The following is a 25,923-nucleotide window of genomic DNA, read 5'->3' on the forward strand; positions in this document are numbered from 1 at the left end:
TGTCTATGAACGTAGCTGTATGAACGTTGGTACAGAACTCGATAGGATCTGCAATGCTGCCATACTTGGTGGTGTTGATATGTTCCTAGAGAATGCAATACGGATTGTCCAATATTCCATATTTAGCAATGTTTGCAAAAAGAAATTTATGGACATACTTCATCTAACGAGAAAATTCAGGAGGATTCGCATGGGATTAGGAAAACCGAGATCAAAATTTGGACGATGGCTTGATTCAGAAAGAATAAGCCAGGAGGAACTGGTCCGTATTAGTGGGGTAAACAAGTCAACGATTAGCCGTTTATGCAGTGGAGATGCTTTCAAACCATCGATGAAGAGCGCTCTGAAAATCATTAGTGCTCTTCGTCGTGTTGGAAAAAACGTTGATTACGAAGATTTTTGGTCAATTTGAAGGGAGAAAAAATGATGCTGCTTGTAATTTCTCTGCTCGTTGTTACGGGTGTGATTTTCCTTGTTCGGAAGCACAAGGCAACTTTGGACTTTTTACAAAAACTTGGTTTTGACTTTACCAACACCAGCGAAGAAATGCTTGAAACAATGAGGCTTGGATTGTATTATCGATTCAACAATGCGGACGATACCGGCGAAAATCCATTTGATTTTGAGGGATTTGTTGCGGGAATCTTGGAGGATCTGCATGGCGGGCAAGCTATCGTAACAAAGCGTTCCCATGACTTTGGTGTGGATATTGAACACAACCGTCCGGATGGGTTCTATGTAGGTCAGGTCAAATGTTATAACAAGCCGGTCGGGTATGAACCGATTGCGATCATCCACTCCCAGATGGTGAAGCAGAAAGCACAAGGGGGGGTTGTAGTAACGACAAGTTCGTTTACGGATGGAGCTAAACAATATGCGACAGGGTTGGGTATTGAACTCATTGACGGAAAAGCGTTGGTTAGTTATTGGTTAAAGGCCCACAGCGCGAAGTGGAATTTAGTAAGGACCTACCAAGTTGAACCAGCTGAATAACGAAGCTCAAAAAAACTCCTTTTTCCAAAAGGAGTTTTTTGTTATTACACAATAACAGAAAAGGAAAATTGGGAAAAAGCTAAAATTATATTGATTTCCGTTGTGTATTAGTTTAACATTCTAATTGTGCAATATTTACCAATGAAATTGATAATTGTCAGTAAAAACAATGATTAATTATTGTGTAATGGAGGGGTATTTCATGTTCAACAATGATTGGTTTGTTGTAGCATTAGACACTGGGAATGGAGAATTAAAGATTGTTTCTGACTCGGTAAAACGGTTAAGAGTGGGAGGGGTGCTTGGCCGTTACAAGGCTCCGCTGGGTAAAACCAAAATGCAATCGGAACGGGACATTCCTCTGTATGAGGTAGAAGGAGATCCGCAGCAGTGGGTAATTGGATACCAAGATGTTGATCGCGTTAAAGCAGCGCCGCTGTTGGTTGCTGGTCGAGAGGGACTGGTTCGTTATAGTCAACCAATGTACAGCACTTATTCAAAAATTGGTCTTGCCAAAGCAATTGGCGATCAGCGTCCTGCGCGTGTGCTTGTAGTTACTTCAACGCCAGCCCGCGATTCCTTGGACAAAAAGATTGTTGAAGCATTGGACAAAATTTTCCGCGATGTGCATAAATTAAAAATTAATGATGAAAGAGTCATCATTAACGTCACCAACTATGAAACGATGTCCGAAACTGAAGCTTCTCTGTATGACGTGTACCTCAATGATGAAGGCTTCGTTGCTGATGCTTCTGTTGAAAATCAAGATATCATCGTCATTAATGCCGGGTATGGTACGACCGATATTAGCCGGTATAACGAGTTGGAGTACATCCCGCTGGACAGGGAAACGATTAAGGTTTCCTACTTAGATGTGATCCAACGATTGAAGGATTGGCTTACCGAGCAGATAGGAAAAGAGATCACCGTTCAAGAGGTAACTCGACAACTGGATGAACAGATTGCTTCCGAAACCAAGAAATTTGTATTTGTAGGGGAAGAGATTCCAGGCTTCGATGATATCTACAAGAAAACAGTGAAAGCCGTTTTCGATGACCTGTTTGCAGAGCTGCAAATCCTGATTCCAGACCCAGACCTTTTTAATCGCGTCCGAGTCGTAGGTGGAGCAGCTGTAGACTCGATTTGGGGTCAATATTTTAAAAAGTGGTCGAAGCGAGTTGAAATCCCAGAAGATCCGCAATTTTCTTCTGCAAGAGGAATGTACCGGTATGGAAAGTATTTGGCGAATGAATTGAGAGAACAAACGGCTGCAGGTAAGGAATGATGTGAGTGTCTAAAAAAGAATACGAACGCATTCAACTTCTGGCAACACCGGAAATTGTAGCATGGTGGAAAGCATATGCGGACGATCCTGATCGACAAGAGAAGCTACGGGAAATCATTAGAGAAGGGATGTCCATTAAATCAGGGGAGTACAAGAAAATTAGAGCTGACAAAGCCGAAATCCTTGAAGCGATAGACGTCTTATTACTCTCTGGTCGATTAACCGATATTTCTGGATTGATCGAGAAAGAGCCGAATCAACAGGTAGAGGAAAAACAAGAAAGACTAAAACCGAAGATTGGAAAATTGAAGACCTCAATAAACGCAAATAAAAAGTGAACAAATTAATCACCAGGGAACGAATCCCTGGGTCTTTTTCGACAAAAATCAGAACGTATGATCTCGGAACGTATGATCTTCTGCGATGCAATGCGTTTGCATTTTAGATGTATCATGGCTCTACTTTCTAATCGATTTTTTGCAAATCAATATGATGTAACCACAATGTAATTGTAATGCATCTGTAATGGTATCAAGAGCATGTAGGTATTTGAAACGTATTGGATACTACATTTAACGGCAAGGCATCACATAATGCTTGTTTATCAATCTTTTTCGCATTTTTTGTACCAGATCACATCAAGTTGCTTTTTTACGATGAAGAAAATGCATCCGAAACCCAACTACTAGGTTTTTTGACTGCAAAAATCACAATAAAAAAGCCGTTCCCGTCCGGCCAGACTGTGAAACGGCTTTTTCCTACCAGGCAACGCCAAAGTGCCTGCCAACACGATGATACCACATCTGGCGCTGCTCTGGAACAAGTTCCAGGGAGGGGAAACAGAGTGACCAATGTACTGAGTATCGTTAAGACGAACCAAAACGACCTGTATCTGCGCGAATTCCTGCTTTTTATGCGGTCTGATAAGGGGGCCAGACCAAAGACCTTAACAGGGTACGAAACCGACCTAAAACGCTTTATTAGACATTTCTCCACCCAGGATGTGCTGGAGCTTCGGCAGCAGCAGATCAGAGAGTACAAATTCAGCCTGGTGGACACCGGGTTATCGCCCAGAACTGTTAATCGACATGTTTCTGTAATCCGCTCATTTTATGAATACTTTGTTGATCACGATGATTACGATATCGTGAAAAATCCAGCCAAAAATATTCAGGGGATGAAGGTTCCCAAGACGGTCCCGATCACCTTGGGAGAGCAGCAGGCTAAAACGCTGCTGGACGGAATCATGCTGACCGGCAAGTACGCAGTCCGGGACTATGCGATCTTTGCTACATTCCTTTTCACGGGTGTCAGGGTGTCCGAACTGATCAATCTAAAGACATATGACATCAACTTTGAAGAGAACTTTATCCACGTTCGGGACGGAAAAGGCGGGAAAGATCGGATCATCCCGATGATTCCGCAGTTGGCGAATGCCTTGCAGCTCTATCTGCAGAGTGGGATTGTTTATGAGGAATTGGTCAAGAATGAAAATCAGAGAAGTAAAATCAACCGCTATAAGTGCGGCCGCAAATACTTTGTGGCAGGGGAGGACGATCAGACACTGTTTCTGACCAAGTTTGGTGAGCCATATACGGAGAAAGGAATTGATTGGCTGTTTAAGTCCTACACCAAGAGGTTGGGGATCTACAAAGATAAATTAAGTCTCCATGCGCTCAGGCGCAGCTGCTTGACGTTCCTATACAAGCAGGGAGTGGATCTGTTCGTCCTGAAGGAAATATCCGGCCATGCCCACGTACAAACGCTTGAGCATTACTTGGCTATCGATAATTCAAAGGTGTTAGACGCGATGAAAAAGCATCCGCTCCATAACCATCAGATTGACCGTGGATTGGTAGAAATGGTCCGGGGCAGCCGTTAGGCTGTTTCGGACTGTGCCCTATAAGTGCAGGATATTAAGTTGGCTACAGCCAACTTGGAAGCCGCGCTACGATTGGCTTCATACGGTCTACAGGGCGGATGAATGTAGTATACAACGCTTTTGAAATCCTTGATATGACTGAGTTGATCGATGTTACAACTGGTTTTCCTGCCCAATTAACTTCAGGAGCCGCACCTCGCACTCAGATTGAAGCATTTCGCCCCAATAAATGGCCTCCTGGATAAAACCCCTTACTTTGCATTGAACGACATAAAAACCGCCTCTATTCTCCCTGGTGAGTATCTTACAACCTAGTTTCCCCAGTTCTCTCCGGAAGTGGTGATGCTGTTTCTCTGCAAGTAAGGACAGTTTTTCAAGCGTGGGGCCATAACGGAGCTTTAGGCCGGCCTCTCCAATCTTCTCTTTATCGGCCATGAGCGCTTTGAATAGGAGGTCATACACAATACATTCTTGAAGGACTGGCCGCCATTTTTCTTCGCTCAGTGGGGTCATACTAGACATTCCGTTCTTTGAGGGCTGATCCAGCCTAAGCGAATCAGATCCTCAATGATTTGGACAGAACAATTAACTGACTTCCCCTGTCTTAACTTTTCAAAAGCAACGATATGCGCTGTAGTTAAGACTGGAACCGGTTGAGTTTTCCCATTAACAGCAGCGACACGAACATGCAAATAAAAAATGCCCCACTTTTTAGTGGAGCATCTGCGTCAGACGGGTGGATTGTTTCAAGAGCAGGGCCACTATGAGCCATCCTCCCACGGAAAAACCCGGGGAGGGGACACTGCGCCTCTCTGCATCTTACGCCTGGGAAAGTTTTACCGTTTTGTTGGGCTGGTCCCAATCAACGGAAAGGTTTAATGCGGCCGCCAATTCCCGGGCAGGTGCGTAAGAAACACCATCAATGATGTGCTCGTCCAGGTCGTGATCGTTCACTTTGACCTGCTTCGTCGCTTGATTCCAGTACACGTTCCCGCCGGCAGATTCGGCAATGGCACGAACAGGAATGTACGAAACGCCGGCTTTCAAAAAACCGGTTATGGGCAATTTGATACCGTTCAGTTGAATCTTACACTTTTCCACAGATTCGGTTTTTGCTGTGGATAAATAATTCCCATTCGTATCAATCTTGCTGTATTCCGCATTAACATCAGCCACAAGATTTGCCCATGTCTTTCCATGCTCTTTCAAGTAGCCAATGGGGTCTGTATGCGTTGTGTCCCGGAATGTCTTACTGCAATAGTCGTGGCTCACTAACGTTTTGCCATCAAAAACGCCCAGATTTTTGCGTTTCAGTATCCATGCCAATACCCAGACATACCGCTTGTAGCTCTCCAAAAATTGGGCGTGGTCATGGGTTTGGCACAGCTCCACATGAACATATCGCTGGTTTGCAGTCGGTCCCGCTCCCCATGCCCGATAGTTCAGGTCAGATGTCTGCCGGATACTGTCCCAGTCTACAAAGAACTGTACGAAGGCTTGTCTACTCTGCCAGTTGTTCTGAAAATATTTGACTTGATTCTCATCGGGAGCAAAACTGCCGGTGGAATGGGCGACAACCCCTTCATAGTTACCAACCCCATTACGAAAAGCCTGCTTCGGCAATCCGGGAATAATGTTATTAATTATTGGATAGGCCATCTTATTCCACCACCTTTTGGGAAAGTTCAAAGACCGCTGCTTCGATCAAATTTTCAATGGCTGCATCGTCCAGTGTGAAGCCTTTGCTTTTGAGAAAATCCAATACATACCGCTTTTTCTCGGCTCCGCGGTCGTTTCCGTTAAAGATTTGCTCGGCCGCGGCAACGGCAATATTTACCCACGCTTGGATTTGCGAACGTTGTGCTTCTGTGGTTTTGGAACGGATGTAGGGGATGACGAAGGCTGTAATCACCGCAGCCACTAGAGCAATCAGAGCTTCCACAATCTTTGTCATATCAAAGGTCATAATTTTGAACCTCCTCGTTTTGAACGGGGGCATTATCGGTCAAAGACGACATCTCCCCGTGTTTTTGCATATTTTCGTTCTTGGCTTTCCATAGGTAAAAAGGGATGGCTACCGCTGTCGGGCCTCCAATGAAGGTTAGGAGGGAGGCGAGTGTCGTTCCAGGATCAGCAGTGGATCGATAAACGATGTAGGCCCCGAAGAGTACCCCGAAAAAGTAGGTGGCCATCACCAAAGCCAGCACCAGTTTTGAAAACTCCCAGGTCTTTTTTCTTCGCGACGATCGCATCCGCTTGCACCTACCTTTTCATGACATTCCAAATGAGTGCCAGAACGCTGAGGACGACACCGATGAGCCATTTTTTATCGTCTTTCCCTTCCCGCTTGCTCTCCTCTGCCTTGTGAACAAGGGTTTCCACTTCTTTGTTCAAGCCGTCAATCCTCTTGTGAGCCGATCGGGTGCTCTGCATGGCTTCGATCGCAAGTTTTTCTGTTGCATCCAGTTTGCCGGCCATGTTGTTGAGCTGCTTGATCTCGGTTTCGATTTTCCCGATGGCCACTAAAATGTCGGTAATTCCTTTTTGTAGATCCTTGATTTCATCCACGTACTTTTCTCCTCCTCACCCCTTTCAGGGGAAAAGTAAAGGGAGAACCCAAAGGTTCTCCCTTTATGAGAGCGTTTTACGCTGCTGTTTCTTGAGCAGCCAAATATTCAGCAACCGGCACGCGATAGGATTCCGGAACCACCTTTTCACCTTCGGCACCGGTTGGCTCCAGCGCCCAACCTCCGGACTTAACCAGTACGGCATAGGCCGGAATCATGTACGGCTTTACCATTAAACACTACCTCCTTTCAAGGCTTGTACTTCCGCCTCTAATGTTGAAAGTCGTTCGGTTAACTCAGCCACTTCCATGTCTTTATAAACGAGAGCTTCGAAAAGAATCTGCATTTCAGGACTCAACTTTTCGATGTTCCCAGGTGTTTCAACCAATTCCCCAAAACTTCCGTCTGGATTTCTCTTGCGGTACTTCACTCAATCACCCCCACTAATTGGACAGCCCCTTCTGTTGATTCTGGATTAGCCCGTATAAAAGTTTGCTTAAACACAATATTAGGTTTCGGATCCACGACGCTGCCAATCAACTCATCCTCTGCTACCCCGTTCGCAAGATCGACAGAAGTTTTAGCCAACGTAGTGTATGTCTCTGGTTGCCCAGCATCCACGAATGAGGCGGCACCCTCTACGGATAAATCTCCTATTTCCCGCTGTAACCAGGCCAGAATTTCCTTAGCTGTGCCGAGTGGTGGGATGATCTTATACCGGGCGACTCCTTTGGTTAAAAGTGTTTTCGTAACTGCGGTGTTTATGTTGTAGTTTTTTACGCTGAAAGAGCCAAATTGATCAGTGGCCTTTATGGTAACAGTGTTATTCCCTTCTTTAAGCAGGTTAACTGGAAAGAAAAAATTCCATGACCCTTCAGTGACGCCTTGCAGAAGTGTCACTGGATTCAAATCGTTCACTTGGCCGGTAACGGTCACGGTGTTCCCATTCGGATCCGATACCTCTCCAGAGAATGTGATTAAATCCGGTGGTATCAATCCAGATTGAACAGGCGTAAATGCATCAACCATCAGCAAAGGCGGCTTGTTGTGGAGCACTCGGAATTTTATGGTCTGCTCTGGAGACTTTCCGCCTTGATCATCCTCTGCCCAGACTTTGAGGGTATGGTCGACGTTTTCTGCCAAGTCGCTACCAACAATATCTGTTGTGCCGTCCCAAATTCTTTTATTCCGATAGACCAATGTACGAGAAAAAGGAATAGGCGTAATCCCATCGGATACGCCTGACCCTATATTTCGAATTGGCCCGTTGTTAATTTGGCACTTGATGATTACTGTACTGTTGGAATCTGTATCGGTCGCGCTGCCCTCAACAGGATAATTGTTTCCTTCGGATAATGTCTGATTATCGGCAGGGGATGTGAGAGTTAGCGTTGGAGGGTTGTTGACGATTGGCTCTAGCACCAACAAAGCGGACGCGGCATATCCCGAGGATCCAGCGCTAGTTGTCATTTCCGCTATACTCTGGTCTTTATCCGAGTACATGTAGTGATAGGAAGCCTCAAGTGAATTCGTAACGGAAGTACTTGCGTTCACATCATACAATTCATTGTAGCTTAATGGTGGAGTGGCATTTCCTGTGCTTGAAAATTGACTCAAAAGTAGGAACATCGTTTTCTCTGCCGTTGTCGTTACGGGACTATCAGAAGGGTAGACGGCAGTCACGCTTGATGCGAATGTTTTGTAAGAAGTTTTCACGACGCCCTTTACATTTCTAAATGCTGAAATTATTGCTCCATAACTTTCGTTCGATGGTCCTGTAAAAGTAGGAGCAGTTTCTCCAGCAACAACTTTCTTAGAGGCTACACATATTCTTCTGTTTAATCCCCCATCACCAAATTCAATATGTTTTGTCCATCCTGACGGAACGCTTATTGCCGTACTCCATGATGTAGCGACAATATGCGCAACAAGGAGGTCTCCCACTTGAATGTTAGCAGGCAACGAAGGAGAGATAGACGACGCGGCTGATGCAGTTTTAACAGCACCACTACCTACAACTTCTACCTGTTTTTTGCCTGTTGTCGGGATGGTGTAGTCGATGGTGAGGGTTGGGCGGTTTGCAGTAACTCCGTTTTCACAAGATGCAAATTCAATCGCATTTACCGCCGTTTCATCATTGGCCTTTATTAAAAAGCCGTTGTTAAGAATTTCACCATTTATCCATCTTTGAATAAGTGAAGTCACATCTATCGACAAAACGCCAGCGGCACCTAAGCCTGAAAAAGAGACTGCGGAACTCACATCGAATGTTGGCGGTGTATTCCAAGTCGTCGATGCGCCAACCCAACTACTCGTAATTGGATGAATAGTCATTGGTGTTGTACCTGAAGTGTTTTGATATAGTTTTAGAGTTGCGCTGTTGATGATAACATCATTAGGGATAAGCCCAAAGTCAAATTGTATCAATGCCCTCTTCACTGAATTAGCTGTTGCGGACTTCCCGACCACTAATGTGTAACTGGAAGAATTGTTGGCTGCTGGATTTGCTTGATCAATATAAGTGTCTTGTATAACTGAATTGCTTCGATTCAAAGTAACTACCGGCATGTTCCTCCCCCTTTCTTACTTCGTTAAATGGCCGTTATCCGAAGGTTGCTTCATATTCCCATCCCCCTAAATCTCCGTTATCGTGACGGAATAAGTTGACCAATTGCCGATTCGCAAGCGTTGATTTTCTGTATCCCTTTCCATCGTCGACCGGGCAATCATGGCTCCTTTTGGATGACTAAATAGCACCGTCGGGAAGGTGAGTGTATTGGAATCCGCGTTAATGGCGGTAATCGGCTGATCCTCTACACCAGCGCTAGAGGCAATGGTAACTTCTTGGCCAACGGAAAAGCCAGTTATGGAGGCGACTGGCACAGAGACTAAAGAGGTGCTTGCTGCCAATTCGATGAGGGAAAAGGTTTTGGTTTGATCGAACTGAAGAACTGGATCTGTCTGGCCGTCATAAGTATCTGCAAATCGTGCCTGCGCGCCGGTTACACCACGGCTATCAATATCAAGAAAGGCTTCAATACGAGTGACCCGTCGATCCGTTTGCTCAATTAATAGATGTGCTCCTTCGATCCCATCCTCTATATGATTTAAACGAACTTCGTCAACCGGTGTTCCCGCTATTACCCGCCACGCGGGCACAATCAAAACCGTGCCGTCCTCATTTTCTGTCAAAGTATAGGTATTAGGACGATCAACCAGACGGTTAATATGTCGTTGTTTTTCATAGGTCAATTCGTTTCGCCTACCTTCCATTTCAGTTCAATTGGAATAGACAAGGCTAACTCCCTAATTCCCTTGTTGACTTCCACGTTGTCTTGCCATATGACAACGCCCTCTCTGTCCCGGATAATCCGTTTTGTAATCAATCCTGTCTCATTTTCCGGTACACGAATCAAAAAGGTGATCATACTGGCACTATTCCGTATTTTTAATAACTCCATAGTCTTAGTCATGCCATTAATTTCAATTTCTGCACTGGTAAATAACGTATCTAGTGCGTTAGTCTGTCGCTCCAGGGCATAGTCTGTTAACATAAGCTGTTTTCACCCCCGCAATAAAAGGCTCCACAATCGAGTGGCATGTTTTCTGCAACCAGCAATTTTTCTGGAGACGAATATTCAATGATCCCTTTTGTTGTCAGGACTGTACCAATTTTCGTCAAGTGCGACCTTGTATTTTTGTACTCTTTGACAAGCTTTTCAAGTAGGTTCAGTTTTTCATTAGTGATGACACGATCAGACTTGATATTGATGTCGATTCGGAATGTAAAGGGCTCCCCATCGAATTCCCACCACTCTTCGATCACGCCTTGCATTGATAAAATTTCCAGAATCCTTTCTATGGCATAACGCGTTCCTTTCGTCCGGTGAACATCGATCGAGTTTCGGATTAAGCCACGCTTTTCATCGAGAGTTTCCGCAAATTCAATGCCTTCTACATGGAATTGCCAAAGTAACTCGTCAAGCCATTGCTCATCTAAACTGTCCAAGTTTGCGAGCAGTGGCAATCGACTTGTTGCGGAAGCGATGTCCTGTAATTCCCTATCGAGGCTTAACGCAGCATTGCGAATGTTTTCATCCGCAAGCAAATTGGGAGTAAGCAGATTGATTAGGCTGATTTCGCTTAAATTAACCATTGGTTAACCCCCCGTATGTCAGCGATACCGACTCTGCCACAGCTACTTGATCGTTTTGCAGTTCGGTATATTCAGGTGAATCAACTTTTACGTGATGTGCCCCTGCCTGCATAACAAGACGAGTTAGTTCGGATGGATTGACGTCCCGCCCGAGTTTTGATTTCTGCCAAAGGATATAATTCTCTACCGCTTGTTTTACTGTGGTTTGGATGGTTTGAGCCTCAGCTGCACGCGATACACTAATCCAGTAGGTCAAAGATATGTCATATTTGCGGACATTCGGTTCCACGACTGTCACAAGGTCGGTTAATGGTCGTTTGTCGGATGCAGAACATTTTGCAAGCACCGAGTCTAAAATCTCCTGTGAAGGCAGTTCCCCGCCCTCTAACAAGGGAACAATCTTTACCACACCCGGATTTGGACTGTCCACAGACACATCCACGATAAGTGGATGTGCAGAGGCAGCTAGAAAGCGATAGGCCCCATCCGGTCCTGCAACGCTGAAGGACTCTGGAGCATTGTAAATGCGTTCACGATAGTGATCATCACTTTCCCGCTCCGCACCACCCGAAGTTGTATTTACGTTGCTTACGCTTTGAACGAAAGGGATGGGGTCAATGAGCGTGTTAATTTGTCCCGGAAGAAAGTCATTCCCGATAACACCAGCTGTTGTGCAAATCGCTTCTACACTGCCGGTCAGAGATCCAGCTTTGATCTCCAAAGGTCCCACCGTCTCATAAAACAGGCCGTTTGCGCCAGCTGGCCCAACCCTCGTTCCCGCTGGTATAAGGGTTACAGAGGATAATGCCGTAGATAGAGTGAATTGTACTGTGGTTCGAGATGCTTGTGCTGCAAGACGTGGAACTTTGTAAAAAGCGCCTATGTGATCGAGAATATCCCCGCTTGCATACCGTAAAAGATTTTTTAATGCTGTTTGGTTGATGAGCACCCGCTGCTGGATGATAATTTGCGCCAGTGCCGTAAGAAACAGCCGAATCGGATCCCCTGGGTATAAGCTGCGTTCTGCCAGCGCTTCGTAAATCGTAATGATCTCGTTCGTGGTCTTTTCAGCATCCACGTTAATAAATTGAATGTCTGGCAAACTCGTTAAATCTGACATTAAGTTTCCCCCTCTGCCAAGATAAAGCGAATGATGGGTACCAATCGCCCATACATACCTGCCGCAGCGTCTTGCTCGTCGTAAAAATCGATTCGGGTGATTTGAGCTCGCGGTTCCTGTTCGGCAATGGCTGCCATTAACATCCCTGTAATTCTCGATTTGGTAATGTTGATGGGTTCATCTACCAATTCCCATTCCACACCGATCGATCTGGATCCCGGAGCCGATCCGAGAGCTGTCGTCGCAATCGTTCGTATGTTCTGCTTTACTTCCTCCAACTGCGTCACAGGCGCGAAATTTACCCACGTTCGAGTGGGTGATATGGTCACTGTGTATTCCGTCATTTCACATACTCCTTTAGGGAGATATTTGCTGTAGCTTTCAGCACGTAGCCTTGATTATCGACCACGTCCCACGTTTGCTCCAGCGAGGTAATGACCCACATATAAACGCCAATACCGACGCCGCCAACGGCCAAAGGCATCGCTTTTCCTGCTCGCTCGATCTCCACCAGCTGGTTCAATTCCTTCCGCGGATTAAGACCATAGAAGGCATCAAACACCATTGAGAATGTAATGGTATCCAGACCTGGACCAATCCACTGTGTCTTAGGCTTGTTTCCGAGGATTTCGTGATCGGCGTATCGGCTGGCGCCGCTTCGTGTGAAATTTTGAAATGTACGCATGGTTTCTGGAGTCGCGACAAACACAACGGGTCCAAGACTTCCAAGAGCACTGCTCATGTGGAACCACCTGTGTATACCTGACCTGATACATGCAGATTACCGTCGATATAGATATCGCTAACCGCTTTTACATACAGCCTGCGATGCTCGCGGTCATAATAAATGTGGCTACCGTCCTCGAACCATACCCCCGACAGGTTCTTATCCTGCACAGGCGGCAAGTCGACTTCCGAGTAGATCGCCCCAAGACAGTAGCCGTCCTGGATCCCGTTTCCTTGAAAGAGGCAAATGACACTCTCGCCCACTTCCGGCAGGCTGTAATGCCTGGTTTTTAGCGTGTGCGGGAAGATCACTGGCAGTTCATTGGAAACCAAGTTGTCTCGATCTGGGAAGTAGACCCTGACCGTTGCGTTTGCCGGATTTGATGAAGATACAATGCCGACCCTTAGCATATTTTTCAACACACTCATGCCTTTACCACCCCAATACCTTCCGCATTGTAATGCTCGTTGTGTAGCCACCGCTGCCGATGTTGTGACTGGCGCTCAGAATGAGGTATTTCCCGTCAAACGTTCCAAATCCAGATACCAAGATCGTCACTCCTGTAGCAAGTCTGGTATCACCCATCATGGACATTGAAGCGAGTGACATCTCTTTATTCTTATCGCGCAAAATCTTCCGCGCTTTACGCAGGGCCTCTGCTTCGTTATCCGCTTGCTCGTTGATCTTTAGCACCGGGCCGACAGTTGGGGCTCCCGGTGGCACGTACTTGGCTTTGATCGTCTGTTTCTTTTTCGCTTGGGTGTAACTCACTTCGCATGCAACGTATGCAGCGTAGGAGGCACTCCAATCAAATTTGTACGAGAGGATGTTGTCCTTACCGCGGGTGAAGGTAGCAACTGGGTCACCTTTTTCAAATTCAAATTCATCGAACAGTACCAACTGGCCAGAAGCAACCTTAACGGCGATTCCTTCTTCCTTCGCCTGACTATACAAAAAAGCCAGATCCTCTTGTTCAGTCTGATCGACCCGCTCATAAGTGGGATTTACCGGAGCGAGGTAGGTAAGTTTCAATCCCGCTCTTTTGGCAATCTCCCCAGCGATTGATTCAAGTGTGACGTTTTCCCACGCTTTTGTACGTTTCTCCTGTTTGGCCGTTCCCTTAACAGGAAGACTCGTCGCCTTGATCTTCACTGTATCAGGAGGGCCGTCCAGCTCGACGGAGTCTACTTCAAAATTCCCGAGTGGAAGTCGTTTGATTTCCCCTGACTTCTCCCAACCAATCGTTCTGATTTCTGCCTGGATACTGTCTCCCTGTACGGGCATCCATTCCGGACTCTTCCACTTGTTTTCCCGGTCCTCTAATGTAATTTGTATATCATCGGACTCGCCGGGGGCAGCGTCGGTATAGGTGAAGTCTAAGTTGTAGTTGGACAGATCGATAGACACATCATGGCCGTTATAAAAGATGACTAATTCCGCGCGTCGTGCGTCGATCATGTCCATGCTACCCCTCTTGTCTCCACGGCGGAAGTGAGGAGGAGACGTCGGCCGGAATCGTTGGGATTTTGAGTACCACGTCAGACGAGAAAATCGCGGTTTCGGCATAGGCTGGATTGGCCGCGATCAGCCGCGGCATGTGCTTGTCGGTACCGAAAAGTTTAAAGGAGATACCGTCCCAAGTATCTCCTTGTACTGTTGTATAGGTATTCAATTTACAAAGGCCCTCCTCTGCTGGTCGCGCTTTAAATCTCTCAGCATTTGTTCCAACTTTCTCAAATTCAGGTCTAATGCTTGATTGATAATTCCCTGCGCATCTTGGTTGTTGCTTCCTTCAATCATGATCTTTGGAGAATAGTTCAAGTAGATGTCACCGCTTCCGCCTCCACTGGTTGGTGCTGTTGCTGTTCCGTACCCTAAAAGACTTTCTAGCTTGGAGAGAGGAAGAATGGCTTCATCTTCTGTACCTTCCCCAACCATAGCCAATGTTGGACCGGTGGCAATCCCTCCCGCTTCAAGCATCGGAATTTCCGGGAAGCTAAAACTCAACTTTTCCCCACCCATGCCTGGAACCCAGTCCGGGATGTCGATACTAATGCTGCCAATCGATTGAAACGCTTGATTGATGAGCGAGATCACAGCATTAATGGGAGCTTTTAGTAAAGCTGCGAGGCCATCAAATACGCCTCCAAAAATTTCTTTGACTCCTGTCCAAGCTTTGCTCCAATCGCCAGTGAAAACGCCTGTAATAAAATCCAAGACACCGCCTAAAGTCGTCATGAGCCCGTTTAAAATGCCTGACACGCTATTAATGGCACTAAGGACGGTTGCTTTGATGAACGGAAAAGCAAAGTTAAATGCTCCGACAAGTCCGTCAATGACCGGCTTAACTAGGTTGAACAAAGCAGATACCGTATTCCCTACCTTGCCCGCTACACTAACAAACGTCGGAACCATTGCGGAAAAGGCATGCGAAATAGCAGGAGCAACGTCGTTGGCAAGAAAACCAAACACTTTTGTGATAATGGGCCACAATTTCGATTGGATAAATACCCCCACCGGCATAAGGGATTTGGTAATCTTCGTCGCCGCTTCCCAGACGCCTATTCCGACCTTCTGAAAAATCGGAACCACTTGCATGACAATCTCTTGAATGGACTGAAATACGTTTTGTACACTGGGGGAAATGATTTCCCAGCTGCTGATAAAATCGTCTTTTATATCGGCTATGTTTGAGAAAACTCTTCCTATGCCATTTGCAATCTCGGATGCGTCAGTCTCACTAATCCCAAGCATTTTTGCGTAGTTGATAGTGACGCCTTTCATTTCTCCATCGAATCCATTCTCAAAGAGCCACTGCAAGTTTTCATATGCCTCAGTGACAAACGGTCCTACTTTTTGTCCGGTATTGCTAAAAAAGTCCGTTACTTTGGTTATGGATTTCCCCAGCCAATCGCTAAATCCTTGTAAGGCCGGTAATGCCAAGTCACCGATCGGCATGATAATACCGGTCATAATCTGTCGGCCGATCCCCTGAATGGCTTTCGTAGCTGTACTGTATTTTACATTTGTGATCTCATCGATGGTGCTCTTCGTCATATCAAATTGACTACGAGCGCTCCCCATTGCTGCAATGACATCCTTCTCCAAGTCCTCAAACTGTGTCCCAAACAATTTCACACCAAGAATGTTCTTTTGTACGGGGTCCTGAACCTTTGAAATTGCATCGACGACCTGCGTAAATGCTTTTTGAGCAGCTGGGCCACCTCGGGCGAACGTCTGTGCCATTTCGTTGGCATTAAAACCGAGAGCAGCAAAGGCTTCATTCGTCGTTTTCGAGTCATCTTTCACCCGAATGTTAAACTCTTTAACCGCATCCCCAACTTTGTCCAAATTAAAAGCGCCAGATTCGAGACCGGCGCTAAATGTATCAAACATTTGATTGGCGCTGAATCCAAGGGCACTGAAGTAAGGCGAATATTCGTTGGCGGTATCCAGCAGCTCATCCGACTTATTCAGACCCTTCTGAGCTCCTTGCGCCAATAAGTTATAAGCCTGGTCGCTGGTGATCCCGAAATTTTTCATCATGGTGTCCGTCGCCTTAATTGACTCTTGGATCTCTTCTCCGAATACATCGCGGAAGACGATCGCATTTTTCGTGGTATTCTCCAGATCGGCACCAGTTTGATCTGTCACCTGCTTTACCAGACTCAAGGAATTGGCGACATCGTTCCAATCTTCGCCTAGATTTTGCGTATACAGGTTTTTGGCTGATTCAGATAATTCCTGCATGTCCTGCACGGTTGCCCCGGTCGAAGCCTGCAGCTGAGCCATCGAGTCCTGAAAGCCCACGATAGAACTGGTCATGTTGCCAATGGCATCGGTGACGCCCGTTACCAGCGCGAATGCCCCGGTGTATTGCGCCACTCTGGAGACAATCTTCCCGAACCCACCGACGGACTTGGTCAGTTGCCCGAAGACGCCTTCTGCTTTCCCGGCCTCTTTTTCCAGGCCTTTTATTCCGTCACGCGCTTTATCCACCGCACTCGAAAACGTCGGGTTTAGCTCTCCCCCGAATGCAAAAGTGGTTTGGTATACTTTAGCCAACTACCGTCTCCCCCCTCGTCTTCGAAATTTACGCATCCCAGATTGCTCTTGATTTTGTCCTCTTAATTTCGCGCGTCGGTTCTCCACTTCCTTATTGGCTTCTACCCATTCTTTTAGATCGGGTAAAGTTTCATTGAGCCAATCATGAGGGCTTGAATAGGGCATAGAAGAAGCAAGAGCCACCGCAATAACGCGGAGGCCCTTTTTAATATTCCCTTCTATCCCCGTCGCAATAAAAAATTCTCTGCCATCTGCGTAACAATGGTAAAGTCGTCAGCCTTCAATTTGTCAAACAGTTCTGGTGTCACGCCGGCAGCCTTTGCCGCAACAGCAATTTGATACGATAAAGACAAGGCTCGTCCAGGATGAATCTCCTGTGGATCGATTCGTCTGGCCTGTTTTGCACATAGAATCAGGTCTTTCCCTGTTAAATCATCAAAACGCAAATCCAATTCGGTAATCGTCTCCCCATCAAACTGGATCGGCGTAGATAGTCTATATACGGTATCTTCTGCTACCTGTTTTTCCGCTTTTTCTTGATTTGACGCCATTTCGTTACTCTGCATTTCCATCATAAACTCCTCCTACATGCCAAGATTTGAACGTACTTTGGCTAGGTAATCTACCCCATCAATCACACAAACGTAGTTGAATTTGTCGATTTCAACCACTGTTTCACCATCAATTAACACTTTGAGATACACCACTTCCAACTCGTTTGAGTTGTCCATGGTAGATCCTTTTGCAAAACTTCCAAGTGGCGTATTTTTGGGGATGCCGCGAACGGTAATTTTCACCGGAACCTGGTCGTATGTCCCTGTTTTTTTATCAATCCGCTGAATAGAGCCGCGGAAGTCAATATGGTGAATTTCCTGCCTTGCGAGACTGAAATTTGCCTTTTCCAAGACGCGCCAGTTAATCGTTACCGTCATGGAAGAAAAGTGCCCCAAAATCGGGCTATCGATTTCACCGGCAATTCCGGCACCGCTAATGGTTTCCGTCATTGATTCAAGGTCAGGCAGGTCAACATCGGCCACGCCCAGATAATCAGTCCCATTAAGGTAGGCGTTGAAATCATTCAGAATCGCCGAGATTTGTTCTGACATGTGTTACCCTCCTTACGCTGCAAGGGCAGCCAGATAAGATGTGTCGTACTCCAAAATAAAGCTGATGCTTTGTGCTGGTGAAGGCGGAGTCAAGAACACACGGAATTTGATGTGCCCTGCCATCAATTCGGTGTCAGGGTTGTCCTCCCGGCGAAACTCGACACGTCCACCCAACAAGTAACCGGAAGAGGTTAGGCCGTTGAGCCAAATGTTCACGCCGTCCGTTACCGTTTCGATCAGCCGTTTGTTGGTCGGGTCATCAACTTTGCTCCAGTAGGTCAAAATTAGTGAGTTGATGACAAAGTCGAACATACGACGTACTGGGATCAGGCTGTCCTTCGGATCTGTGACTGCAGGGAAAGCGCCAGTGAAGTTCCCCCACGTTTTCCACCCGCCGATAAAATTAAGAGCAGTCGCAATGCCTTGATTGTTGAGGTAGTTCGCCTCTTCCAGACCCAAGAACACTTCCGTTCCATCTTTAAGTACAGCAGCGTTCGCCTTTAGCGCCTTGTTCGATGGTGACGCATACGGAATACCGCTATTTGCCGCGTCTGTCGCCCCTATTGCTCCGGCCAATTGCGTCGAGAAATGATATTTTTTTCCACCCATGGCCACCATTGGCCACAGAGGAACTTGGCGTGAATTCGTGTAGTTGTTACTGTTTTTCCAGGCCGGCGCATCCGCATATTGTTTCACGGTATCCGAGGGCAGGTCTGTCAGGGCTAACGCATTGAAAACGCCGTTGATGTTGCTTGCTTTGGCGGTCATTACGGCAGCTACCAGTGGATCTTGAGAGTAGCCGGGGGCCAGAATCAAACCCGGCACCAGACCGAATCGTGGGAATACCTCTTTGACCAATTCCAGTCCAGTCAAGTTCCCGTTGCTGTCCACGCCACCAATGATATCCGTGCTATCTACCGCTGACGGGTCCAGCATATCGTAACTAATCAGCACAGATGTCGCGTTGCCAATCGCTCCGCCTGTTTTTACAGACACCACCAGATGACCGTCATCATTGAAGGAAAGCGTGTAATCGGTATCGCGCGTATAGGTAACGCTTGGTTCCGTTGCCGATTGTACCTCAACGCTCTCAAGCAGGATTCCCTCCACTTCCACGGTAGCGATCCCTTTCGTCACATTGACGGCCGTAGGAGGAACCGTTGTTTTATGGACCGCGGGATCCAGTACGTTGATCAACACGACAGGTGCCAGATTAAACAAGCGGAAATGTGAGTCCATCACTTCACACAAGGAATTCTTCTCGAAATCGTCCGAATACCCAAAGTTTGCTACCGCCTCTGCAAAAGAGTAGCAAAGCACCGGGACATTGACCGGCGGTGTATCTTTCGTGGACAGATTCACCGGAGCTGTGCCGACTACGACAGGCAAGCTTGCGGTAGCCTCTACTGGGGTAAGCAGCGAAGTGGAGACCTCGCTGCCCGATACGCCATGATTAATTTCCATTTGCCTACTCCTTTCTGCTTAACGCCTGATATGCTTGCTGTATTGCCGTTCCCTTGTGCTGCAGTTCTGCTTGTGCCTCCAACAGCTGCTCAATCGGGACGATCAGCGTATCGACTTGCGGATATGTGTTCCTGATCCCATCAAGATGCTTCGGGATCCCATCCCGAAAAACCGTATGTTGTGCCAGAAAACCACCTGGCAGTGTTGGACCGATGTAAATTAGTTGATTTTTTTCCCGTTTTTCTTGCGGTGCAGATTCCTGTCTGTCCTCTTCCACCACTTCCTGAGCTGGTTCCGTAGTTTCCGTTTTCTCAGCCTTCATATTTACAGCTTCTGTTTGTTTCCTACTCAAACAAATGCACCTCCTGTTGAACTTGCGGCAGCATCCAGGTGGTTTGCATACCGCCAAAATAGTAAGGGTGATTCTTCCCATCCTCGTCGATGGCCCAATCAAACGGGTAGCTGATTTGGTAGCGTTTATCGATGATCTTTTTAGCAAAAAGGTGAATTTTCAGGCGGGTAATGGCGTTTAGGACGTCCTTATATCCCTGGAAGTTGAGCGAATCATCCCATATGCCGAAGAAAATGAGAACATTGCACGTTTCCGGATCAGTCAAGGCGGATAGATTACCCTCCTGAAGCCGGACGATAGCATACGGAAAGGGATCATCATCTTGATCGGATCGTTTCCCCGGAACAAATTGCGAGTAGACATTCAACGCCACTTCCTCGCCTTTGCTATTTTTGAGCCTTGTGTCCGCAAAAAGAGCCTTGATCTCTTCGACCAAGGCCACTTGCAGCAAATACGGCGTGCTCATCCGTTCCCCTCCAAAACGCGCTTGATTTCATGCTCAAGCCGCTTCTCAAATACTTTTGCCGCCTCGGATTCCAATTTGCTTCGGACTCCCTCATTTTCCAGCATAACGGGAACAGGAGGGCCAAAAAGACGCTTGATCGGCAGCTCGGTCCACTGTCCGTCGCTTCTTTTCCGATGCGATGTTCTTCCTTTTGCACGCTCAAATACCCGATTTCCCTGAACATTGGCAACGAACGCGCTGAGTAACCCCTTCATACTATTGTCTTTTCTAACCTGGACTTTCAGGCTTTTTGGTCGTTTTCCGGGGCGTGGCTGTGTAGGACGGATGCTAAACTTCTCCAGCCCCAGTGCATTACCGCGTGAAACGACAGCTGCTGCGATGCGTTTGCTGGTAGCGCGGCTGATTGTCATCGTGCTTTTTATCTCGCTGGCTTTGATAACGTAGGAGTTCCGCACCTCTTTGGCAGCATTGGTTTTCAAGTTAGAAGCAGCTCGGTTAATCGCACGGTAAAGCACCACAGGAGCCTTTTTCCGATACTGGCCAAGCCGATCCTCTACTTCCTTCAGCTTGCTTGCATCGATCGTAATCATGATCGAGTCGCCGCCAATGCTATAGTGTATGAAAAAGCATCTTCCTGGACGGACGTAACACGGTATTGCTTTCCGTCCATAGTCAGGAAGCCATCGATGGCCGGCCGGCCGGCGAAGTCTTCACGCTTCGCGTAAAACAGAATTTCAGCATCGTGGATGCCATCGTCCGGGTTGGTCGTATTTGCCTTGCGTCTCGTGAGCTCTTCATGGTCGATCACAATGCAGATATCCCTGCCGCCGACATGGTGGATCTCACCAAATTCATCAGGATTGAAGAACACCAGTCGAGTGTCTTGTGCGACATAATCTTTGAAATTCATTCGACGATCACATCATCCGCATCCAAGGTTGGCGGCTGCACATCCGCATTTTCAAGCCAATCATTCAGCAGCTTAACCGCCGTTTTCCTCGGTTCCGGTTTTGCAAGTTCAGCTTCGAGGACTCTTTCCACTTCCTCAAATCCTGCATCCTCCAGGAACTTTTTGAGTTCTTCAATCGTCATGTCAGGCTGGGGATTCGAAATTGCATCTCCTTCTCCTGTTCCCCCGCTGCTGTCGAGCGATTCGAAATGTACAGGGGCGAGTGCACCTGTAGCAATCAACCCCTTAACCTCGCGTTTTTCGGCATCAAAAAAGGAGCCTTTCGGATAAAAGACTCCTTTATGCTTTACCGTCCCTTTTTTCACTTCATATCTCATGGCCGGATCCCTCCTTAACCTGTCACAGTATTGATCACGGCCCATGCACTCACGTCAAATGGTTTCGGGATCGGGCGGGACTTCACGATCAGCGATTTCGTATCTGTGTTTCGGTCGACGGTTACTTTTGTGGCGCGCGGTCCTTCAACTGTAACGTAATCGATCGAATCCTCCGGAATCATTGTCGTGGCACCGTAGAGTACCTCGCCAAGGTTCGTCGCACCAACGATCACCTTGTTCGCCTCGATGTACGGTTTGAGGGATTGGGTTGTTTCGTCATAGTACCATGCGATGTATTGGTACAAATCGACCCCGAGCTCAGACAGCCGGCCAATGTATGCAAAACCGTTCCCGTTGCGGAGGCTCAGCTGCGGATTGATCATGCCGAATTGGGCGTATCGCAGATCCATGTATTTGTCCATGAAGTTGCTGTCTTTCCGCAGATTATTCCAAGCTCCTTCGCCCAGGATGACAATCGTCGGGTTGTATCCCGCCTGCCGTACCTTCGACACGGCGTTGTACAGATCCTCGTACTTGTCAGATGTCGCATCGCTCCACTGGTCTGCACCCGTGAGGTTGAGCACGTTGTCGAAGCCATAGTCAATGGTTTCAGTTCGCACCTGTGTTGCGCTGTCATCGACGTACCCGGTGATGGTTACAGTTCCGTTTTGGAGAAGATCGGCAAACATCGCTTCCTCTCGGCGCACGATCATGTCATCCAGCTCTTGGTAGTCCCGCTGCATCAACGCCAACGCGCGCTCCTCTGGCGTCATACCACCAAACACCTGCTCACCTGGCAAACGGCCTTGAAGCAGCTTCGTATCGTATGGTGCAGAAAGCGCGATGTACGGCGGTTTATACACTTTTGTCTCGTATCCTTCGCGACGGATATTTACTGGCTTGGATCCCTCCGCAACAAACGGAGCGATTTTTTGGCGGTTTTTGTAAAAGTCCATCAAGACAGTTTCCGTAGGGAAGGTTGAAAACCCTGGGAAAAAGGTGGTGCGAAGAAACGTGGTGACCGGCATCCGCTTTTCGAATGCAGGTTGCATCGTTTGTGGTTCATAGATGTTGACATTTCCGCCGGTTACTGCCACGACGTTTTGCGGACGGAAAATTCGGTTTTGAATGGCGCTTTGTCTGATTTTCATGGCTTAATCACCCTTTTCTTAATATTCCGTTTTGATGTAGATATTCCCATCCCGCAGTTCTTCTTTGTGGGCCTCAACGGTATCTCCGGCGGCCACACTCAGCGAATCGGCGTTAAACAGGCCAGACGTATAAACCACAGCCACCTGATCAGCGCCCGTGGTATCAAGGTCTTCAGCAAGGACCACGGATGCGACTTGACTACCATCTGCGGAAGCTTTATTCACCAGCTTGTACTTTCCATCGGCTGTTACCTTCCCAAGGATGGAGCCGGTCTTCAGGACACCCTGGCCGGCAAGAACAGTAACGGAAGAAGTCATGGCAGGGATCTCTGTCCCGGCAAACAACGTGCGATTCTCTACAGTTCCAAAATCAGGCATGGTTTGTTACCTCCTTTTCACTTTTACAGTCGGCCCATATGCGAGCTTGCTGCAATTTGGGCGAAGATGGCGTTTACGTCTTTGATATTGTTCAAGTCGTATTCTTTTTCATTCCCTTGGTGTTGTGCTTGGGCCAGCACACCTTCTGTTCCCGCTGTTTTGTTGGCCTGTATTGCAGCTTCAAATATACCGGTATTGCGCATCTTGCCTTCTTTCATCGCACGGAAAGCAAGCTGTTCAGCTGTCATCGGGTTGTCGCCATATTTGGCCTCGTTCACCAGTTCCGGATCGATGTTGGCTGCGATTTCATCGATTGCTTTCAACCGCGCGCGCTCTTGGGCCGCAAAATCAATTGTGTTTACAATCGGTGTTGCCGCAGGTGCAGGTGTTGGATGAGAGGGTGGAGATGTTACCGCGACAGGAGCATCTGCAACAGGTGCCGAGTTGACAGGAGTCTGTACCGCGTTCGTTACATTTGGTGCTTGCGTTGGTACTTGCATAGGATCCATCCTTCCAGGTTTGTTTTGTAATATCGGATTGCCTATCAGCTTATCCATTTCAAAGCTAAGTGAGTTGACAATCACGTATTTACCAGCGTTAACGACTTCGATCTGTTTGTCATACAGGATCTCGTCGGCGAAGCCCATTTCTACGGCTTCCTTTGCGGTCAGGTACGTTTGCCTGCTCATCATCTTTGAAATTTCTTTTTCGGTGATATTGGATTTTGCAGCGTAGGCGGCAATAATCCCGTTTTTAACTTGGTCAAGCAAATCTTTCATGCCGTCCAAGTCCTGGGCATTAAAATACCCGCTAATTCCAATCAACGGGTCGTGAATCATAAGCGTTGAGTTTACTGGCATTTTCACTACATCACCAGCCATTGCAATGATTGATGCTGCTGATGCTGCAATGCCATCAATATACACGGTGATGTTTGCTGGATTACGCTTCAGCACATTGTGAATCGTGTGCGCTGCATACACATCGCCGCCGTCGCTATTGATATACACATTGATGTTTTTCTTTGTACCAAGGGCATTGAGTTCTCGGATAAACTCGACTTGATCAGTCGCTTCCATTCCGAACCACTCGTAAATCCACCCATCGCCGTTCGTAATTGTCCCATATACATACAGGTCAGCATTATCAGTGTCAGTGTTCACCAGATTCCAAAATTTAAGTTTGGGCGCCATTTCTATTCTCACCTCCTTCGCTCAATGGTTTGGCTGTTGACTGTGGAATTCCTTGGAGAGCCTCCCATTCCCGTTTCAGGACTTCTATGTTCGTATCCCAATCCATTCCTGTCAGTTCTGCCGTCTCGCGTTCGTGTGTGCTGAATCCGTTGTTAATGCGCATCACAGCAGCCTGAACTTCTTTCGTTGGGTCGATCTGTCCCGGTGACGGTCCGATCCAAATAGCCTGGCTCCAAAGTTTTCGCTTTATGGGGTCGGTAAAAAAACCGGGCGCCTGAATTCTCCCGGTGGCCACAGCCTCAAACAACCAGGTTTCATAGACTGGCTGACAGAAATCATGGGCAAACCAGTCGCGCCGATCACGAAAAGGACGCCATGCCTGCAGTAATGCCGCTCGGCTTGCGGAATAACTGGAATTGAATACGCCGAGAAGCATCTCATACGGTATGTCAAGTGCAGCGCCTACCAGCTGCGCCATCGCTTTTGTGAATGCCTCGAATCCAGCAACAGGGTGTTTGGGATCGCCAAACTGTACATTTTCGCCAGGTCCCAAAACATTCATCGTACCTGGCCCCATTTCATAGCTTGCGATTCTTTCCTCCGGGGAAAGGCTGGTCTGATCCTCCTCGGGGATTGCATCACCAAACGGGAGGTCATTCTTGTCACCTTCCGTCGTGATAAACGCTGTGAAGAAGCTATTGATGATGGCAGCTGCAATCTCCGCTTCCGTGTACCGACTGATTTGCTTCAGCTGCTCAATCACGGGGGACAGATAGGGAACGCCGCGATACTGTTCAGCTCTTTCTGGGTCCATGATGAAAAGAACGTTTGGCAATCCGCTCACCGGGTTGTAGGCTTCAACGCGCGCCCACTCTATCGTTTTGCGAGTTGGCAAGAGGCTGTTTGGATACCGGTTGCTTATCCAGAAGGCTACAACCTTTCCATTTTCGTCTGTCTCCACGCCATTTTGGATCTTGCCGCCGTTTGGCAACTCGATATATTCGTTGACAGAGAAATCGGATACGCCGAAAACCGCAGATGTGTTAGACGAAACAGAAGCCGGCGTGTTCAGACGATCAGCTTCGATCAGATGCAAACGAAGACGATAAGGGTTCATACCCTCTGGTCGATCAGCGTATTTCGTAACAGAAAGCGAGTCACCGTTGAGCAGCCAGCCGGTCAACATTATCCTCTGGGCGTCATAAAAATCGTTCAGCCCAGTGTTGTCCACTTTCGACTCTGCCCACAGTTTGAACTCAAACTCGGTCCTCTCTTCCCACTCCTTTGCCTGCTCCGGTGTCAATCCAAGCATCCGATAATTCAATTGACACTTCAGTTCCAAACCTGAGCCCAATACGTTGGACTGATTTTTTTTGATTGCGCTGGTGGCGAGCCCGCCGCCCATATAAAGATCGCGGCTCCGCTCCCGAAGCAAGCTTAGATTTTCCCCCACATCCTCCTGCGGGCTTCGACTTGTACTTTTCCATCCTTGCATGGATTTTTTCTTCCTACTCGCTCCATTGTGCGAGTATCCGCTGTTCGTGAATCGTTGTAGCAGTGATAGCCTTGCGCGGGCATATTCACGTCGCAAAGCTGTAGTTGGGGAAACCCAGGCTATCGTTTTATCGATGAAATTCACAAATTACATCACCCCTTTCAAAGATCTCGGAATAGAACCCGCACCGCTTTCCGTTTGTCAGCCCCTGTAGCAAGCGCCGTTTCTAGCTCTTC

35 protein-coding genes are annotated in these 25,923 nt (G+C 47.4%); 5 read left to right on the top strand and 30 right to left on the bottom strand.

What is annotated here, in order from left to right; translation table 11 throughout:
* Nucleotides 1-190: 190 nt before the first annotated feature.
* The 5 genes from JOD01_RS18995 to JOD01_RS19015 all read left to right on the top strand — a co-directional run bounded on the left by JOD01_RS18995 (nt 191) and on the right by JOD01_RS19015 (nt 4,160).
* Nucleotides 191-412, top strand: coding sequence for a helix-turn-helix transcriptional regulator (locus JOD01_RS18995; RefSeq protein WP_204520008.1), 222 nt, complete (start codon nt 191-193; stop codon nt 410-412).
* 14 nt (nt 413-426) lie between these two features.
* Complete coding sequence (locus JOD01_RS19000; protein WP_239565593.1) at nt 427-993, top strand: restriction endonuclease; 567 nt, start codon at nt 427-429, stop codon at nt 991-993.
* A gap of 202 nt (nt 994-1,195) precedes the next feature.
* Nucleotides 1,196-2,278 carry a ParM/StbA family protein gene (locus JOD01_RS19005; protein ID WP_204520010.1) on the top strand — a complete coding sequence of 361 codons (1,083 nt, stop codon included), beginning with the start codon at nt 1,196-1,198 and terminating at the stop codon, nt 2,276-2,278.
* Nucleotides 2,279-2,283: 5 nt separating this feature from the next.
* Entirely contained in the window at nt 2,284-2,616 is a 333-nt protein-coding gene (locus tag JOD01_RS19010) for a hypothetical protein (protein ID WP_204520012.1), read from the top strand.
* A gap of 221 nt (nt 2,617-2,837) precedes the next feature.
* Nucleotides 2,838-4,160, top strand: coding sequence for a tyrosine-type recombinase/integrase (locus JOD01_RS19015; protein ID WP_204520020.1), 1,323 nt, complete (start codon nt 2,838-2,840; stop codon nt 4,158-4,160).
* A gap of 153 nt (nt 4,161-4,313) precedes the next feature.
* On the opposite strand, the gene JOD01_RS20105 is transcribed toward JOD01_RS19015, so the two are convergent.
* The 30 genes from JOD01_RS20105 to JOD01_RS19160 form a co-directional block, all read right to left on the bottom strand.
* Nucleotides 4,314-4,682 carry a YhjD family protein gene (locus JOD01_RS20105; protein WP_476695688.1) on the bottom strand — a complete coding sequence of 123 codons (369 nt, stop codon included), beginning with the start codon at nt 4,680-4,682 and terminating at the stop codon, nt 4,314-4,316.
* A gap of 297 nt (nt 4,683-4,979) precedes the next feature.
* Nucleotides 4,980-5,819 carry a stalk domain-containing protein gene (locus JOD01_RS19020; protein WP_204520028.1) on the bottom strand — a complete coding sequence of 280 codons (840 nt, stop codon included), beginning with the start codon at nt 5,817-5,819 and terminating at the stop codon, nt 4,980-4,982.
* A 1-nt stretch (nt 5,820) separates the two neighbouring features.
* Nucleotides 5,821-6,126, bottom strand: a complete 306-nt coding sequence (locus tag JOD01_RS19025; protein WP_204520029.1) for a phage holin — start codon at nt 6,124-6,126, stop codon at nt 5,821-5,823.
* Entirely contained in the window at nt 6,116-6,412 is a 297-nt protein-coding gene (locus JOD01_RS19030; protein WP_204520031.1) for a hypothetical protein, read from the bottom strand. Before JOD01_RS19030 ends, JOD01_RS19025 begins: the two co-directional genes overlap by 11 nt.
* A 10-nt stretch (nt 6,413-6,422) precedes the next feature.
* On the bottom strand, nt 6,423-6,728 hold the full coding sequence (locus tag JOD01_RS19035) for a hypothetical protein (RefSeq protein WP_204520033.1): 306 nt from the start codon (nt 6,726-6,728) through the stop codon (nt 6,423-6,425).
* A 76-nt stretch (nt 6,729-6,804) separates the two neighbouring features.
* Complete coding sequence (locus tag JOD01_RS19040; protein WP_204520035.1) at nt 6,805-6,960, bottom strand: CD1375 family protein; 156 nt, start codon at nt 6,958-6,960, stop codon at nt 6,805-6,807.
* A complete protein-coding gene (locus JOD01_RS19045; RefSeq protein ID WP_204520037.1) occupies nt 6,960-7,157 on the bottom strand; it encodes a hypothetical protein in 198 nt (65 codons plus the stop codon). Before JOD01_RS19045 ends, JOD01_RS19040 begins: the two co-directional genes overlap by 1 nt.
* A complete protein-coding gene (locus JOD01_RS19050) occupies nt 7,154-9,295 on the bottom strand; it encodes a DNRLRE domain-containing protein (protein WP_204520043.1) in 2,142 nt (713 codons plus the stop codon). Before JOD01_RS19050 ends, JOD01_RS19045 begins: the two co-directional genes overlap by 4 nt.
* A gap of 66 nt (nt 9,296-9,361) precedes the next feature.
* Complete coding sequence (locus tag JOD01_RS19055) at nt 9,362-9,979, bottom strand: integrase (RefSeq protein ID WP_239565594.1); 618 nt, start codon at nt 9,977-9,979, stop codon at nt 9,362-9,364.
* Nucleotides 9,976-10,281 carry a hypothetical protein gene (locus JOD01_RS19060; RefSeq protein ID WP_204520047.1) on the bottom strand — a complete coding sequence of 102 codons (306 nt, stop codon included), beginning with the start codon at nt 10,279-10,281 and terminating at the stop codon, nt 9,976-9,978. Before JOD01_RS19060 ends, JOD01_RS19055 begins: the two co-directional genes overlap by 4 nt.
* Nucleotides 10,275-10,883, bottom strand: a complete 609-nt coding sequence (locus JOD01_RS19065) for a phage tail protein I (protein ID WP_204520048.1) — start codon at nt 10,881-10,883, stop codon at nt 10,275-10,277. Before JOD01_RS19065 ends, JOD01_RS19060 begins: the two co-directional genes overlap by 7 nt.
* Nucleotides 10,876-12,003, bottom strand: coding sequence for a baseplate assembly protein (locus JOD01_RS19070; protein WP_204520049.1), 1,128 nt, complete (start codon nt 12,001-12,003; stop codon nt 10,876-10,878). The genes JOD01_RS19065 and JOD01_RS19070 overlap by 8 nt, the downstream gene beginning before the upstream one ends.
* A complete protein-coding gene (locus tag JOD01_RS19075) occupies nt 12,003-12,347 on the bottom strand; it encodes a lysozyme (protein WP_204520050.1) in 345 nt (114 codons plus the stop codon). The genes JOD01_RS19070 and JOD01_RS19075 overlap by 1 nt, the downstream gene beginning before the upstream one ends.
* Complete coding sequence (locus tag JOD01_RS19080) at nt 12,344-12,745, bottom strand: phage tail protein (RefSeq protein ID WP_204520051.1); 402 nt, start codon at nt 12,743-12,745, stop codon at nt 12,344-12,346. Before JOD01_RS19080 ends, JOD01_RS19075 begins: the two co-directional genes overlap by 4 nt.
* A complete protein-coding gene (locus tag JOD01_RS19085) occupies nt 12,742-13,158 on the bottom strand; it encodes a phage baseplate assembly protein V (RefSeq protein WP_204520052.1) in 417 nt (138 codons plus the stop codon). Before JOD01_RS19085 ends, JOD01_RS19080 begins: the two co-directional genes overlap by 4 nt.
* A 4-nt stretch (nt 13,159-13,162) precedes the next feature.
* The gene (locus JOD01_RS19090; RefSeq protein WP_204520058.1) at nt 13,163-14,194 is read right to left on the bottom strand and encodes a phage late control D family protein; all 1,032 of its coding nucleotides are present in this window, start codon (nt 14,192-14,194) and stop codon (nt 13,163-13,165) included.
* A gap of 1 nt (nt 14,195) precedes the next feature.
* Nucleotides 14,196-14,402, bottom strand: coding sequence for a tail protein X (locus JOD01_RS19095; protein WP_204520059.1), 207 nt, complete (start codon nt 14,400-14,402; stop codon nt 14,196-14,198).
* Nucleotides 14,399-16,795, bottom strand: coding sequence for a phage tail tape measure protein (locus JOD01_RS19100; RefSeq protein ID WP_204520061.1), 2,397 nt, complete (start codon nt 16,793-16,795; stop codon nt 14,399-14,401). Before JOD01_RS19100 ends, JOD01_RS19095 begins: the two co-directional genes overlap by 4 nt.
* A gap of 218 nt (nt 16,796-17,013) precedes the next feature.
* The gene (locus tag JOD01_RS19105; protein WP_204520063.1) at nt 17,014-17,367 is read right to left on the bottom strand and encodes a phage tail assembly protein; all 354 of its coding nucleotides are present in this window, start codon (nt 17,365-17,367) and stop codon (nt 17,014-17,016) included.
* A gap of 12 nt (nt 17,368-17,379) precedes the next feature.
* Entirely contained in the window at nt 17,380-17,901 is a 522-nt protein-coding gene (locus tag JOD01_RS19110) for a phage major tail tube protein (protein ID WP_204520067.1), read from the bottom strand.
* Between the two features lie 12 nt (nt 17,902-17,913).
* Nucleotides 17,914-19,365, bottom strand: coding sequence for a phage tail sheath family protein (locus tag JOD01_RS19115; RefSeq protein ID WP_204520068.1), 1,452 nt, complete (start codon nt 19,363-19,365; stop codon nt 17,914-17,916).
* 4 nt (nt 19,366-19,369) lie between these two features.
* The gene (locus tag JOD01_RS19120; RefSeq protein ID WP_204520069.1) at nt 19,370-19,717 is read right to left on the bottom strand and encodes a hypothetical protein; all 348 of its coding nucleotides are present in this window, start codon (nt 19,715-19,717) and stop codon (nt 19,370-19,372) included.
* The gene (locus JOD01_RS19125) at nt 19,710-20,183 is read right to left on the bottom strand and encodes a hypothetical protein (RefSeq protein WP_204520070.1); all 474 of its coding nucleotides are present in this window, start codon (nt 20,181-20,183) and stop codon (nt 19,710-19,712) included. The genes JOD01_RS19120 and JOD01_RS19125 overlap by 8 nt, the downstream gene beginning before the upstream one ends.
* Nucleotides 20,180-20,773 carry a phage tail protein gene (locus tag JOD01_RS19130; RefSeq protein ID WP_204520071.1) on the bottom strand — a complete coding sequence of 198 codons (594 nt, stop codon included), beginning with the start codon at nt 20,771-20,773 and terminating at the stop codon, nt 20,180-20,182. Before JOD01_RS19130 ends, JOD01_RS19125 begins: the two co-directional genes overlap by 4 nt.
* Complete coding sequence (locus tag JOD01_RS19135; protein WP_204520072.1) at nt 20,770-21,093, bottom strand: hypothetical protein; 324 nt, start codon at nt 21,091-21,093, stop codon at nt 20,770-20,772. The genes JOD01_RS19130 and JOD01_RS19135 overlap by 4 nt, the downstream gene beginning before the upstream one ends.
* Nucleotides 21,090-21,458 carry a hypothetical protein gene (locus JOD01_RS19140; protein ID WP_204520073.1) on the bottom strand — a complete coding sequence of 123 codons (369 nt, stop codon included), beginning with the start codon at nt 21,456-21,458 and terminating at the stop codon, nt 21,090-21,092. Before JOD01_RS19140 ends, JOD01_RS19135 begins: the two co-directional genes overlap by 4 nt.
* 26 nt (nt 21,459-21,484) lie before the next feature.
* The gene (locus tag JOD01_RS19145) at nt 21,485-22,621 is read right to left on the bottom strand and encodes a major capsid protein (protein ID WP_204520074.1); all 1,137 of its coding nucleotides are present in this window, start codon (nt 22,619-22,621) and stop codon (nt 21,485-21,487) included.
* 18 nt (nt 22,622-22,639) lie between these two features.
* On the bottom strand, nt 22,640-22,999 hold the full coding sequence (locus JOD01_RS19150) for a head decoration protein (protein ID WP_204520075.1): 360 nt from the start codon (nt 22,997-22,999) through the stop codon (nt 22,640-22,642).
* Between the two features lie 23 nt (nt 23,000-23,022).
* Nucleotides 23,023-24,192, bottom strand: coding sequence for a head maturation protease, ClpP-related (locus JOD01_RS19155; RefSeq protein WP_204520076.1), 1,170 nt, complete (start codon nt 24,190-24,192; stop codon nt 23,023-23,025).
* Entirely contained in the window at nt 24,176-25,687 is a 1,512-nt protein-coding gene (locus tag JOD01_RS19160; RefSeq protein WP_239565595.1) for a phage portal protein, read from the bottom strand. The genes JOD01_RS19155 and JOD01_RS19160 overlap by 17 nt, the downstream gene beginning before the upstream one ends.
* Between the last annotated feature and the right edge of the window lie 236 nt (nt 25,688-25,923).

The sequence above is a fragment of the Brevibacillus fulvus genome (genome assembly GCF_016908525.1).
GTDB classification, from domain to species: Bacteria; Bacillota; Bacilli; order Brevibacillales; family Brevibacillaceae; genus Brevibacillus_G; species Brevibacillus_G fulvus.